11 protein-coding genes are annotated in these 13,863 nt (G+C 68.0%); 6 read left to right on the top strand and 5 right to left on the bottom strand.

The genetic code is table 11. The features are described from left to right. Positions 1-456: 456 nt before the first annotated feature. Together oxlT and IPF36_RS08795 are read left to right on the top strand one after the other, a co-directional pair. Positions 457-1,776 carry an oxalate/formate MFS antiporter gene (gene oxlT / locus IPF36_RS08800; protein ID WP_133094557.1) on the top strand — a complete coding sequence of 440 codons (1,320 nt, stop codon included), beginning with the start codon at positions 457-459 and terminating at the stop codon, positions 1,774-1,776. Positions 1,777-1,897: 121 nt separating this feature from the next. Beyond that, on the top strand, positions 1,898-3,541 hold the full coding sequence (locus tag IPF36_RS08795) for a c-type cytochrome (protein ID WP_195427799.1): 1,644 nt from the start codon (positions 1,898-1,900) through the stop codon (positions 3,539-3,541). Here IPF36_RS08795 and IPF36_RS08790 read toward each other — a convergent pair. The 5 genes from IPF36_RS08790 to IPF36_RS08770 are packed head-to-tail and all read right to left on the bottom strand — an operon-like array spanning position 3,538 to position 8,779. Beyond that, positions 3,538-4,554 (bottom strand): hypothetical protein, encoded by a 1,017-nt coding sequence (locus tag IPF36_RS08790; RefSeq protein ID WP_135702802.1) that lies wholly within the window; start codon positions 4,552-4,554, stop codon positions 3,538-3,540. The two genes, IPF36_RS08795 and IPF36_RS08790, sit on opposite strands and share 4 nt — an antisense overlap. Next, the gene (locus IPF36_RS08785) at positions 4,548-5,684 is read right to left on the bottom strand and encodes a GNAT family N-acetyltransferase (RefSeq protein ID WP_135702801.1); all 1,137 of its coding nucleotides are present in this window, start codon (positions 5,682-5,684) and stop codon (positions 4,548-4,550) included. Before IPF36_RS08785 ends, IPF36_RS08790 begins: the two co-directional genes overlap by 7 nt. Continuing rightward, positions 5,681-6,952, bottom strand: coding sequence for a hypothetical protein (locus IPF36_RS08780; RefSeq protein WP_195427798.1), 1,272 nt, complete (start codon positions 6,950-6,952; stop codon positions 5,681-5,683). The genes IPF36_RS08785 and IPF36_RS08780 overlap by 4 nt, the downstream gene beginning before the upstream one ends. Beyond that, on the bottom strand, positions 6,945-7,829 hold the full coding sequence (locus IPF36_RS08775) for a ThiF family adenylyltransferase (RefSeq protein WP_195427797.1): 885 nt from the start codon (positions 7,827-7,829) through the stop codon (positions 6,945-6,947). The genes IPF36_RS08780 and IPF36_RS08775 overlap by 8 nt, the downstream gene beginning before the upstream one ends. Then, complete coding sequence (locus IPF36_RS08770) at positions 7,826-8,779, bottom strand: hypothetical protein (RefSeq protein ID WP_195427796.1); 954 nt, start codon at positions 8,777-8,779, stop codon at positions 7,826-7,828. Before IPF36_RS08770 ends, IPF36_RS08775 begins: the two co-directional genes overlap by 4 nt. A 59-nt stretch (positions 8,780-8,838) precedes the next feature. Here IPF36_RS08770 and IPF36_RS08765 point away from each other — a divergent pair, with 59 nt between their 5' ends. The 4 genes from IPF36_RS08765 (at position 8,839) to IPF36_RS08750 (ending at position 13,838) form a co-directional block, all read left to right on the top strand. Continuing rightward, positions 8,839-9,159 carry an AMP-binding protein gene (locus IPF36_RS08765; protein WP_135702797.1) on the top strand — a complete coding sequence of 107 codons (321 nt, stop codon included), beginning with the start codon at positions 8,839-8,841 and terminating at the stop codon, positions 9,157-9,159. A gap of 178 nt (positions 9,160-9,337) precedes the next feature. After that, positions 9,338-11,665 (top strand): FdhF/YdeP family oxidoreductase, encoded by a 2,328-nt coding sequence (locus IPF36_RS08760; RefSeq protein WP_195427795.1) that lies wholly within the window; start codon positions 9,338-9,340, stop codon positions 11,663-11,665. Between the two features lie 101 nt (positions 11,666-11,766). Continuing rightward, the gene (fdhD, locus tag IPF36_RS08755; RefSeq protein ID WP_195427794.1) at positions 11,767-12,636 is read left to right on the top strand and encodes a formate dehydrogenase accessory sulfurtransferase FdhD; all 870 of its coding nucleotides are present in this window, start codon (positions 11,767-11,769) and stop codon (positions 12,634-12,636) included. Beyond that, positions 12,630-13,838 (top strand): molybdopterin molybdotransferase MoeA, encoded by a 1,209-nt coding sequence (locus tag IPF36_RS08750; RefSeq protein ID WP_195427793.1) that lies wholly within the window; start codon positions 12,630-12,632, stop codon positions 13,836-13,838. Before fdhD ends, IPF36_RS08750 begins: the two co-directional genes overlap by 7 nt. Positions 13,839-13,863: the final 25 nt, after the last annotated feature.

Genomic DNA, 13,863 nt, shown 5'->3' with positions numbered 1-13,863 from the left:
TTTTCCCGAAACATTACAAAATCGCAATGTTTCTCGGCTGGCCAGCATTTGACATGCTTTTGCCATGGCCGTCAATACTTCCCTGAAAGGCGCGCGGCTATTGGGTTCCAGGAATGTGACGCGTTTATTCATACGCCTTTCGCACTGATGCGGAAATGACCTGAATCCGGTGTTATAGCCATATTCCTCATTAATCAGCGGGCTAGTGAAAACCCTGCGCCGGTTCGTCTTGAACTCGCTTGATATATCACATACTGTGTATCCCATCGCATCTCGTAGTTTTGAAAACAGGTGAGTGCGGGAGACGTCGATATGGCGTCGCAATAAAAGGCAGTAAATGCCAACGACACAGGAGACAGAAAATGCCAGGAGCCACCTGCAAGTTGACGCGCATGGCGTCCCCACCTTCGTCCATCCCCACGGATTTCCCGAAACACACGGTTCAAGGAGTGCGCTATGAGTAACGCAAACGCAGGGGCCCTGCACCCCAATCACGCTCCGGAGTCCACGCGCTGGATCCAGCTGGTCGTCGGCGTGGTCTGCATGATCGCAACCGCGAACATCCAGTACGCCTGGACGCTGTTCGTGCCTGAAATCCAGGAAACCTACGGCTGGTCACGCGCCAGCATCCAGATCGCCTTCACCGTGTTCGTGCTGGTGCAGACCTGGCTGGCGCCGATCGAGGGCTACTTCATCGACAAGTTCGGGCCGCGCATGATGGTGGCCTTCGGCGCGCTCTTTATCGGCACGGCGTGGGTCATCAACTCGCAGGCGACCACGCTGATGGGCTTCTACGTCGGCGCCGCGGTCGGCGGCCTGGGCGTGGGCTCCATCTATGCGACCTGCATCAACAACGCGCTGAAGTGGTTCCCGGACCGCCGCGGCCTCGCGGTCGGCCTGACCGCCGGCGGCTATGGCGCGGGCTCGGCGGCGACCATCCTGCCGATCGCGGCGATGATCGAGTCGCAGGGCTTCCAGCACACCTTCCTGTTCTTCGGCCTGCTGCAAGGATCGCTCGCCTTCGTCGCGGCATGGTTCCTGCGTTCGCCCAAGACCGGCGAGGTGCGTGGTTCGAAGAAGCTGGCCCAGGCCACGCGCGACTACACCCTCAAGGAAGCGCTGTGCACCAAGCTGTTCTGGCTGATGCTGGTGATGTTCGTGCTGGTCGTCACCGGCGGCATGATGGCCGTGGCCCAGCTCGGCGTCATCGCCAAGGACCTTGGCGTGAAGGAATTCAAGGTTGACCTGCACTTCTTCGTGATGGCCGCATTGCCGCTCGCCCTGATGCTCGACCGCATCATGAACGGCATCTCGCGTCCGCTGTTCGGCTGGATCTCGGACAACATCGGCCGCGAGAAGACGATGGTGATCGCCTTCACGCTGGAAGGGCTGGGCATCATCGCGCTGGGTTACTTCGGCAGCGACCCGTACGCCTTCCTGATCCTGTCCGGCGTGGTGTTCCTGGCCTGGGGCGAAGTCTACTCGCTGTTCTCGGCACTGGCGGGCGATGCCTTCGGCACCAAGCACATCGGCAAGATCTACGGCGTGCTGTACACCGCCAAGGGCATCGGCGCACTGTTCGTGCCGATCGGCAACCTGCTGATGGAAGCCACCGGCACCTGGTCGACGGTGCTCTACACGGTGGCGGCAATGGACCTGACCGCTGCGTTCCTTGCCATCATGGTGCTGCGGCCGGTGCTGGCCTCGCACGTTGCGACCTCCAGGCAGCAGTTCGCGAAGGAATCTGCCGCAGCCGGCGCGCAGGTGGCGGCCTAGTCCACGCGCCGCGCTTCAGATAGACGGATCCACTGTAGTTGGCTGGGCGGGCTTCTTCGGAAGCCCTTTTTTTTTGGGCGTCACCGATTAGAATGCGAAGCTCGATCCACCGGCGATCTCGATGCCTCTCGCACGCGCAATCACCATAGGGCTGCTGCTGTCCACGCTCGCAGGCTGCGATTTCCTGCGCGGCTATGCCGATGGCCAATCCTCGGCCATGCGGGAGTTTGCCGGCAGTGGCACGCCGGCGCAGATCGGCGCGGCGCGCTTTGTGTTCGACGACTTCGGCGGCCTGAGCACCGATACGCTGGAATCCAACGCGCTGCCATGGAAGCTGGCCACGACCGCGCTGGTGCTTGCCAACGCCCCGGATGCGGTGCCTGCGCCGCAGACATTGCGGCGCGCGCTGCGGGAGTTCGGGTTTGTCTATCCCGACGGCATCCTGAACTGGCCGCTTGCGCAGCAGCCGCGCTTCGACAAGCCGCTCGGCATCGTCAGCGGCACCGTCGGCCGCGACCTGCCCAGGATCCGGCTGGAAGTCTCTAACCTGGGGTGCGCGGCGTGCCATGCGGGCGTGACCTACGGCAAGGACGGCCAGCCCAGCGGCAAGGTGTGGCTGGGTTTGCCGAATACCTCGCTCAATCTCGATGGCTTCGTCAACGCGGTCTACCTCGCGGTCAAGCGGGTCAAGTCCGACCCCGACAAGCTGCTGGTCGCCATTCCGAAGCTGTATCCCGATACCTCGGCGGACGAACTGGCGACCATCCGCAAGTTCGTCTGGCCGCGGCTGGTCAGGCGCATCGACGAACTCGCGGCCAGCGGCGATGCGCCGCTGCCGTTCAGCAATGGCGCGGCCGGCAGCACCAATGGCGTGGCGGCGCTGAAGTTCCAGTTCCATCTGCTCGCCGCCGGGACGGGCGCGAGCGGCTCGACCTCGATCCCGGAACTGGGCGACCGGCGCCTGCGCTCGTCGCTGCTCTATGACGGGGTCTATGCCAACAAGGGCGCGGCGCGCTTTGCGCCGGTTGCCGCGGATGCGGCCATGGATCCCGGGCGTCTCGCGCATATCGTGGCCTTCTTTACCGTGCCGACCATGGGCATGCCGCCGGATCGCGCCAGCCGCGCCATCCCGCAGGTGGAGGACGTGATGCGGTTTATGGCGGGCTACACGCCGCCGCCGTTTCCCGGACCGGTCGACCGGGGCCGCGCGGCACGCGGCGCCGGCGTTTACGCGGCGCAGTGCGCGCAGTGCCATGGCAGCTACAGCCAGGACGCGGCGCGTCCCCGGCTGGTCAGCTATCCCAACCGGCTGGTGGCGCAGGCGGAACTCGGCACCGATCCCACGCGCTGGCAGGCGATCGATGCGAGCCTGCTGCAGGCCATCGGGCGCTCCGCGCTGGGCAAGCATATCGATGCGGCCAACACCGGCGGCTATGTGGCGCCCGTCTTGTCGGGCCTGTGGGCGACGGCGCCTTACCTGCACAACGGCTCGGTGCCCACGCTGTGGCACCTGATGCATCCGGAGGCGCGGCCGCGCCGGTTCTGGGTGGGTGGGCATGCGCTGGACTACGCCAAAGTGGGCATTGCCGGGCGGCCCGATGCGCAGGGCGCGTGGGCCTATCCTCCGGACTACCGGCCGTGGTCAAGCCCGGTGCTCTATGACGCCGCGACCACGGGGCGGGACAACCGGGGCCATGAGCGGGAGTTCAGCGCCTTGCCGGAAAGCGACAAGGATGCGCTGCTGGAATTCCTGAAGCTGCTCTAGCGCGGGCCGTCCGCCTGCAGCAATTCCGCCGCCGGCAGCCTGGCGCTGCGCGGAATCGCCGCGCCAGGCGCCGGGCCGAAACGCATCACGTTGACCAGCCGGTGGCCCGCTGGCAGCGCCTGGTGGTCCGTCAGCAATGCCGCGTAGCGGGGCGAATCGGACAGGGCCGACATCGGCACGCCGGCAAAGCCGAGGGCGGCCATGCCCAGCCAGAAGCGGTACCAGCGGCGCCCGGCCTCGAAGTCTGTCACGTCGTGCGCGGCGTGGATCAGCACGATCCGGGCGGCGCTGTTGACCTTGGCGGCGTCCGCGGCCAGCAGGCCGGTCAGCGACAGCGCCGACAGCGCGCGCACTACGGCCGGACGCAGGGCCACCGACGCTGCCATCGCTTCCCAGCGCGACAGCGCCATGCACTCGGCCGACAGTCCGTCGCGGGTCCAGCCAGCGGCGCGCGGGGACAGGCGCATCCAGTGGTAAAGCTCGCGCACAAAGGCCGGGTCGTGGAAGGCGGCCGCGGCGGCAGCCTCATGCCAGCTGGCGATCTGCGCCGTGCTGGCGGGCTCCGCCGCCATGGCAACCGGGGCATGAGTGGCGATGCACTGGTCCATGGCCGCGAGCTGCGCGGCGTCGGCAGGCGCGAACGTGCCGCGCCAGGTGCGGCGTTGCTCACAGGCGGCAGCCAGCGGATCGGCGCAGGCGCCCGGCCGGAGCTCGCCTGTGGCCGCGACGCGCGGGCCGGCAGCCGCGGGCGGGTAGGGCAGTGCCGCGACCTCCGGCGGCGAAAGCGCAAAGCCGATGGCCGACAACGCCAGCGCCATGCCTTCCCACGCCATGCCCAGCGCGACCCGGTTATCCCGGCCGGTCGGGTCGCCTACGGACAGCCAGCGCGCGGGATCCTCCAGCAGCAGGATGCGGTCGCCGGCAAAGTGCCAGCGGGCCGGCTGGATATTGTGGGCACTCGGGGCGCGCGCGGCCTGCGCGACCAGGGCCAGTTGCTGGTCTGGTGTCAGCATCGTAGGTTGCCATTCTCCGGCGCCAGCGCCCGGCGGAACAGGTGCAGGCGGTGCAGTTCGGTGGCGCCCAGCTTTTCCATCTGCCGCAGGCTTGCGCCATTGGTATCGGACACCCAGCTGATGCCCAGGTGCGAATAGCCGGCATCGCGCATCGCCGTCAGCAGGCGATGCAGCAGCACGCCGTTGACGCCCTGGCCGTGGAACGCCTGGCGTACCGAGAAAAAGATCACCGCCGCGCGCTTGCGGCTGGCGCGGAACCGCAGCAAGTGCCACAGCGTCGACCATGTCAGCCGGAATCCGGTGGCACGCAGGAACGGGTTGAGGTCCGGCACGCACAGCAGCACGCCGGCCGGCTCGCCGCGGTAATACGCGGTGTACGACAGGCGCTCGTCGATGATCCACATCATGCCGGCGCAGGGGTAGAGGAATTCCGCTTCCGTCAGCGGCACGAACATCGGGTTGCCGGCAAAGCCGTCGTTCAGCACGGCGCACGCTTCGCGCAGGCGCCCTTCAAAGCCGCGGCGGCGGATCGGCGCGAAACGCCAGTCCGGATCGCTGGCCAGCGCACGCTGCCGGTCGCCTAGCAACTGTTCGGGGTCGTAGCCGCGCACGTCCATCTCGAAGGTGCGCATCGGAAAGAAGCGCTCGAAGCCGCAGGCTTCCAGCAGCCGGGCAATGTGCGGCGGCGTGTATTCCTGGTAGGTGTACGGCGCGTGCCCGAAGCCATCGGTGACGATGCCGATCATCTGCGTAATGGTCAGGTTGAAGCTGCCCGCCAGCTCGTCGCAGCCTTGCCGGCTGGCCCATCCGGCAGCCGCATCGAGCAGCGCACGCGCGACGGCGATGTCGTCGATGCAGTCGAACAGGCCGAAATATCCGCGCTTCTGCCCGTACCGCCGGTTAGAGGCATCGTGCACATGGGCCAGGATGCGTCCCACGATCTGCCCGTCGCGGTGCGCGGTGTACCAGGTGCGGCGCGCAAACTGCCGGAACAAGGGGTTTTTCGCTGCATCCAGCGCGCGCGCGAGGTCGCCCTTCATCGGCGAGACGAAATGGGTCTGGTCGCCATAGCAGGCGAACGGCGCGGTGAAGAACGCATCGAAATCGCCTTCGCGCAATTCCACGGTCATGCGGCCTCCTCTCGGCGCAGGTGCCGCGCCAGCCGCAGGATCACGGCGGCGCGCAGCTCGCCGATGGCGGCGTTGGCGCCCTGCGGCAGGTTCAGCAGCACCACCATGGCCGGTTGCCGTGCGATCAGCAGGGCGTGGGTCATCTCGTGGCGCTCCATCAGGTCGACCAGTTGCTCCGCGGCTTCGATGCCGTTGCCGACGCCGCTTGCCTGGGGCTGCCGGGCCCACCCCCTGGCATCACCGATCGACACCGGCTCGCGCCGCTTGCCGGCCAGCGCGAACAACTCGCCCAGTGCATAGCCAGCCAGCTCGGCGTCGCCCAGCACCACATGGTCGGCCGTCTGCGGCAGGCGCCGCAGCGAATGGAGGAAGCCGTCCGGCGTATCGAGCCGGGCATGGAGCAGCCAGCGCAGGAAGGCGTTGCCGTCGCCAGCGAGCGACACAGCGCGGATGCGGACAAAGATGGCGGTCAGCAACACCCAGGCCAGTGCCACCGGCATGCCGCGCACGCCGGCCTGCCAGAATCCCTGGCCCGGCCCGTGCGACGCCAGCGCCATGGCACCGGCCAGGACCACGGCAAAGACCAGCGCGGTGGCAATATGCGCGAGCAGCCCGCGCACGACGCGCTGCGAATCGGACAGATTCAGCAGCACGTAGACAAAGGCCAGCGCCCCGAGCGCGCCCAGCCGGACCGGCACATGCCCAAGTTCCTCGCGGAAATCCGTCGCCATTAGCGGCACGGCCAGCGCCACCACCACGACCACCGCGCGCGCCAGCCGCTCTTCATTGCTGGACAGGTCGGCATCGCGCAGCCAGAGCAGGAACCAGCCGTTGCTCGCCGTCACCATCGCATAGCAGGCCAGGAAGGCCAGCAGCAGCGGCACGTTGGCGGACAGGTCGGCAACGAGGTTGATGACGAAGAACACCACCGACACACCGAGCGCCAGCAGTTTCAGCCACAGCGGATGATGGCGCCGCAGCAGCTGTTCGGCGAACAGCGTGGTCGCGATCGGCAGCAGCGTGGCCGCGGCGAACACCAGCCGGCCGAGTAGTCGGCTGAGAAGTGGGCCGAGAAGTGGGCCGAAATGCGGTCCGCCGAGCAGCCAGGCAAAGCCCCGGACCGCCAGCAATGCGGTCAGCACGCCGAACAGGAACAACCCGGTGCCGGTGCCAGCTTCGCGGCGTGTCCACAGGAAATGCAGGTAGAGGCCGCAGCCCAGTGCGCCCAGCCAGGTCACGGTGACATCGCTGGCAAGCGCGTTAATCACGGAACAGCCTCGCCATGAAGCGGCGCACCGCGGCGCGCACCAGCCACGCCGCCAGCGCATTGCGCGGAGTTTCGACGCGCATGGTCCACGGGTTGAAGAAATAGCCGCGCGCATCCGCCAGCCTCGGCCGCTCCAGCACCAGCTTGGCTGCCTCGAAGGCCATCAGGTTGCCGGTGGTGATTACCATCGGCGCGAACGACATGCGCTTGCGCTTGCCCGAAAGCAGGTCCTTCGCAATCGAAAGATCGACATGGCGGACCGAGCTGGAATGGACCATGACGTACTCCAGCTCCTTGCCCAGGCAAGCCTGCCGGATCTCCGGCGTCAGCGCCTGCCAGTCCATGCCGGCGGTCGGATAGCCCAGGCGCGTCTCCGGCCGCGGGTCGTGCGGCCGCACCACGGTGACCGAGGGCAGCGGCGCGGTATAGGCATCGATGACGGTGGCGCCATGCTCGCGCGCCTTGCGGTAGAGCGCGATGCCCGCGGCCATGTCGTCCATGCCGTTGACCACGATCGGGTAGCGCGCCAGCAGGTCATCGAGCCGCCCCGGCCAGTCCTCGCCCAGCATCTCGATCTGAAGCGCGGGGTTGACCTGGCGCAGCTGCGCGACGGTGGCCTCGACCTTGCCGACGCCGACGGTGGCCAGGCTGGCAAACACCTGCCGGTTCATGTTGGACACTTCGAACACGTCGAAGTCGGCCAGCGCAAAGCCGCCGACGCCCATGCGCGCCAGGGCCTGCAGGCAGGCGCCGCCCATGCCGCCGACGCCGCAGACCAGGATGCGCGCGTCGCGCAGCCGCTGCTGCTCGGCCTCGGTCACGAAGCCGATATTGCGGGTGGTGAATTCTTCGTAAGAAAAGGCAGGCGATGCGGTCATGCGTGGTTCCTTGCGCGCAAGTCTCCCATCGGCTCGCGCGGGTTCAGCCAATGCACCAGCGGCAGGACGATCCGGCCGAGCGCGAGGAACGCCACCTGCGACAAGATCGCCGGCAGCGAGTCGCGCGGGACTTCGCGCAGCAGGTACTTGCGCGCGCTGGCCAGGTCCAGCCGCGCAACCTGCAGGAAGTCGTCGCCGCGCTGGTAGTCGAGCTCGCGCTGGCACAGCGCATTGACGCGCTCGTCGCGGTGCTTGGGCGCCGCGTCGAAGGTCTTCTTGAGGTTGTCCGAGCCGCCGCGATACGCGTCGGTGATGACAAAGCGGGCCTCGTCGAAGCCGGCATCCGCGTCGACGCCGAAGACATGGCGGTGCGATTTCATGATCTCGCGCGCCACGCTCAGGTGTTCGAAGCTGCGCCGCGACTGCGCGAACGGATTGGGATACGCCGTGACGAAGACTTCGGCCACCTTGCCGATGATCGCCGGCACCTGGGTCACGTTGCTGATCCAGATCGGGCGCAAGCCGCGGCGGAAGAACAGCAGGATGCAGGTCAGGCCGTACAGCACCCAGGAAAGTCCCTGCGTGCGATAGCCGGGATCGACCATCACCAGCCCGAGGTGGATGGCCTCTACCGGCCGTCCCCTGACCTCGATCGGCATGATCGACAGCGCGTTGAAGGCGATGGGATGGCCGCTGTCCCGGTCGTAGAGCAGCGTGACCACGGCGCGGCGCAGCCGCTCGGGATCGCCGGACAGCACCCCGTAGTCGAGATCCTTGCCGATGCCCCGCCGCACCACGCCGCGCATCTGGGCCAGCATGGCGTCGAGCCGGGCGCTGTCCATCCACAGCCCGGGCCGCTCGACCACCCGGATGCGCACGCTGCGGCTGGCGTTCAGGGTCAGGTCCAGGTAGCGCAGCCGCTGGCGGATTCGACGGATGACTTGGAACATGCAGGTCTGCCCGATGCCTTGTTCTTATGTAAGCGGTCCAGTAACTCCGGGAAACGGAGGTGCAGGGCGCAGCATATAACAAGATCGGGGCCAGTACGCAATTCGACAAGGCCGTGACCGGGCAATTGCCCTGGGCCTCACTGGCAGGTGCCGAAGTCACGGCGCAGCGCAGCGCGGCGGTGCGCGCCGCCCATGCCGCAATCGATGACGAAGAGACGGGGCGGGTCCTGTTCACTTCGGGCTCGACCGGCGTTCCCAAGGGCGTGCCGCTGTCACACCGCAACCTGCGGTCCGTGGGCGCGCGCTGTTCCAGGTGCAACCTGCCGCGCACGTCGCTTGTGCTGCATAGGCACGGCCAGGCCGGCAGCCAGCCGGCCTGACGCAACCTCGCATGGGCGGCGGCCCGGCCGCCCGGCAAGACTGTACTCCCCGGCCATCCCGCGCTTTGTACGTCTCCGGCGCCACCCCGCCGGCCTACTCTGGTGTCACCGCAACGATCCGGACGCGACCCCTGGTCCAGCCCCCCGGATGCCCCCGTCGTTACAGGACACCACGCCAATGAGCACCCCGACCCCCGAGAAAGGCCACATCGCCCCCTACACCCATCCCGCCGCCGGCTGGGGTGCGCTGAAGTACGTTGCCATCAACCTGATCAAGGAGAAGGTGGCCGGCGGCAAGTACAAGATGCTGTTCAAGCAGAACCAGGCCGACGGCTTTGACTGTCCCGGCTGCGCCTGGCCGGACCGCCAGCACGCCTCGACCTTCGAGTTCTGCGAGAACGGCGTCAAGGCCGTGGCCGCGGAAGCCACCAGCCTGCGCGTCACGCCGGAGTTCTTCGCGCAGCACACCGTGACGTCGCTGATGGCGCAGACCGATTACGAGCTGGAGCAGCACGGGCGCCTCACGCATCCCATGGTCTATGACGCGCAGACCGACAAGTACCGCGCGATCGCCTGGGACGAGGCCTTTGCCATGATCGGCCGCCACCTGAATGCGCTGCCGGACCCGAACCAGGCCGCGTTCTACACGTCGGGCCGCGCCAGCAACGAGGCCGCGTTCCTGTACCAGCTGTTCGTGCGCGCCTACGGCACCAACAACTTCCCCGACTGCTCGAACATGTGCCACGAAGCCACCAGCCGCGGCCTGCCGCTGACGGTGGGCGTGGGCAAGGCCACCGTGGTGCTCGATGACTTCGAGCATGCCGACACCATCCTGCTGTTCGGCCACAACGCGGCCACCAACCATCCGCGCATGCTGGGCGATCTGCGCGAATGCGCCCGGCGCGGCGCGACCATCGTGTCGATCAATCCGCTGCGCGAGCGCGGCGTGGAGCGCTTTACCAGCCCGCAGCACCCGGTGGAGATGCTGACCGGCTCCAGCACCAGGATTGCGTCGATGTTCGTGCAGCCAAAGCTGGGCGGCGACTTCGCGCTCATCAAGGGCATGGCCAAGCGCCTGGTCGAGCTCGACGACGAGGCGATCCGGCATGGCCGCGAGCGGCTGGTCGATGTCGACTTCGTGCGCGAGCACACCATCGGCTTCGGCGCCTTCGTCGAAGACCTGCGTGCGGAAAGCTGGGCCGACATCGTCTCGGAGTCGGGCGTTTCGCTGGAAGACATCGATGCGCTGACGCAGGTCTATGCCCGCGGCAAGCGCGTGATCGCCTGCTGGGGCATGGGCCTGACGCAACACAAGCATTCGGTGCCGACGGTGCAGCTGCTGTCCAACCTGATGATGATGCGCGGCAATATCGGCCGTGAGGGAGCCGGGCTGCTGCCGGTGCGCGGGCATTCGAACGTGCAGGGCGACCGCACCGTGGGCATCGAGGAAAAGCCAGAAGCGGCGTTCCTGGACCGCCTGGGCGCCGCCTTCGGCTTCGAGCCGCCGCGCGAGCACGGCTATGACGTGGTCGAGACCATTGCCGCGATGCTGGAGGGCAAGGTCAAGGTCTTTGTCGGACTGGGCGGCAATTTCTCGACCGCCACGCCGGACACGCCGCGCACGCACGAGGCGCTGCGCCAGTGTGCGCTGACGGTGAATATCGCTACCAAGCTCAACCGCAGCCACCTGGTGCATGGCAAGGAGTCGCTGATCCTGCCGACGCTGGGCCGCACCGAAATCGATATGCAGGACGGCGTGCCGCAGGGCGTGACGGTGGAGGATTCGGTCTGCATGGTGCATATCTCCTTCGGCATGAACGCGCCGGCGTCGCCGCACCTGCTGTCGGAGACGGCGATCGTGGCGCGCATGGCCGCCGCCACGCTGGGTACCGGAAAGATCGACTGGCTCTGGTACGCGCAGGACTATGCGCGTATCCGCGATGCCATCGAGCAGGTGATCGAAGGCTTCGACGACTACAACGAGCGCGTCGCCGTGCCGGGCGGCTTCCACCTGACGCCGCCGGCACGCAACCGGATCTGGCAGACGCCGTCGGGCAAGGCGCAGTTCCTGGTCCACGGCATCGACAAGGACACCCCGATCCACCGCGCGCGGGACCAGTACGGCGACAAGCTGATGGTGATGATGACCACCCGCTCGCACGACCAGTACAACACCACGATCTACGGCCTGGATGACCGCTATCGCGGCGTGTTTGGCCTGCGCCGGGTGGTCTTCATCAATCCGGCCGACCGTGCAAGGCTTGGCCTGGAGGCGGGGCAGCACGTCGATATCACCAGCGTCTGGGACGACGGCGTGCAGCGGCAGGTCGAGGACTTCGTGCTGGTCGACTACGACATCCCGCAGGGCTGCCTGGGCGCCTACTATCCCGAGACCAATCCGCTGGTGCCGCTGGAAAGCACCGGCGACGGCTGCGGCACGCCGACTTCGAAGTCGGTGCCGGTGCTGCTGACGCCGTCGCGCAGCCAGCCGGCAGTGGCGGCGTGAGCGTGGCCGGCGCTTGCCGTCGCCCCACGCAAACGCTCCCCTCTCCCGCGCAGTGGGAGAGGGAGCAAGCCGGCAGCATTTCACAGGTTCATGAGGTCCCCATGCATTGCATCGAACAGGCCGGACAGATCGACCAGATCCAGCACACAGGCTATGAATCCCGCCCCATCGTCCGCCACAAGGACATCGCGGCGCGGCCGGCGCTCGACAACGTGGCGGAGGAAGTGCCGGTGGCCCTGGTCTACAACGGCATCTCGCACGCCGTGATGATGGCCTCGCCGCTGGACCTGGAAGCGTTCGCCGTGGGCTTCTCGCTGACGGAGGGCATCGTTGCCCACAACGCGCAGATCCACGACGTCGAAGTCCGCGTGCACCGGCACAGCGCCGAAATCCAGCTGCAGATCAGCGAACAGGCCTTTGCCGCGATGAGGGCGCAGCGCCGTGCGCTGGCGGGCCGCACCGGCTGCGGCGTGTGCGGCATCGAGAGCCTGGAACTGCTGGACCTGCAGCCTGCGCGCATCCGCGAGCCGGCACGGCGGCTGGTGCCTTCGCGCGGGTTGCTCGAGCGCGCCGTGTCGGCGCTGCCTTCGCACCAGCGGCTGATGCGCGCCACCGGTGGCGTGCATGCGGCGGCGTGGTGCAACGCCAGCGGCGAGATCCTGCATGCGTTCGAAGATGTCGGCCGGCACAACGGCCTGGACAAGCTGATCGGCCACCTGGCCATGCAGCGCGTGGCGCTGGACGACGGCTTCGTGCTGCTGTCCAGCCGTGCCAGCTATGAACTGGTGCGCAAGGCCGCGCGCATGAACATCCAGATGCTGGCGACGATCTCGGCGCCGACCTCGCTGGCGATCCGCATAGCCGAGCAGGCCGGCCTGCGCCTGCTCAGCTTCTGCCGCGCCGACGGCTATGTCGATTACACCGCCGCCGCGCCGGGCATGACTGGAGAAGTGGGAGGGGCAGCGTGCTGAGCTTCGACGAGGCACAGGCCGTGTTCGCCATGAGCGCGGAGCCGGTCCGCGAAACGGAGACCGTATGGCTGGGACTGGCGACGGGGCGCGTGCTGGCACGCGACCTTTGCGCCGTGATCGACACGCCGGCAGCCGACCGCAGCGCGATGGACGGCTACGCCGTGCGCAGCGAAGACTGCCGCGAGCCCTGCCTGCCGCTGCAGCAGGTGGTCTACGCCGGCACGCGGCCCGAGCCGCTGTTGCCGGGCCATGCCATCCGCATCTACACCGGCGGCGTGATCCCGCCCGGCGCCGACGCGGTCGTCGCACTGGAGGATGCCGAGGAAAGCTACCGCGGCGTGGTGTGCGCGCGCGCCCCCGGTGCGGGCCAGCATATCCGCCGCAAGGGCGAGGACGCCCGCCGCGGCGACCTGCTGCTGCCCGCCGGCACGCTGCTGCAGGCTGGCCATATCGCCGCGCTGGCGTCGCAGGGCCTGGCCGAAGTGCCGGTCTGCCGCCTGGTGGAAGTGGCGGTCGTGACCTCGGGCGACGAGGTCGCCGCCAACGACGAGCCGCGCGACGTCTACCAGGTGCATGACGTCAATGGCCCCATGCTCGAATCGCTGGTGCAGTCCATGGGCGCGGTAGTCTGCTGCCATCGCCATGTGCGGGACGACGAGCGGGCGCTGCACGACATCCTGCGCGAACTGGCCGCCGATGCGGACCTGGTGCTGGTGGCGGGCGGCGCCTCGGTCGGGCAGCGCGACCTGGTGGCCGCGGCGCTGGCCTCGGCCGGCGGGGAACTGCTTTGCCGCGGCGTCGACATGAAGCCCGGCAAGCCGGTCACGGTGGGGCGCCTGCGCGGCAAGCCAGTGGTTTGCCTGCCCGGCAATCCGGCCGCGGCGTATGCCACCTTCGCGCTGCTGGTGACGCCGCTGCTGCGCCGGCTGCAGGGCCGCGCGGTGCTGTTCCCGCCGGTAGGGCGCGTGCGCGCGGCGCTGCCGGGTGCGCGGGCGCAGCGCGGTGATGCCTTCTGGCGTGTCGGCGAGCCCGGCAGCCCGGCCGGCCGGGACAGCCTCGTGCAGGTCACCGCGCAGCAGGGCGCGGCGTCCGTGTCCGCGCTCGGCCACGCCAGCGGCTTTGTGCGCGTCGGGCCGCACAGCGCCGGATCGCTCCATCATGTGCCGCTGCCGTACTATGATCTCCATCGTTGGCTCAGCTAACAAGATCGGCAACACGGCAGGCGGG

It is taken from the genome of Cupriavidus sp. IK-TO18 (assembly GCF_015549295.1).
GTDB lineage: Bacteria > Pseudomonadota > Gammaproteobacteria > Burkholderiales > Burkholderiaceae > Cupriavidus > Cupriavidus oxalaticus_A.
The sequence above is the reverse complement of the archived record's forward strand: the minus strand, read 5'-3'. Positions and strand labels throughout refer to the sequence as shown.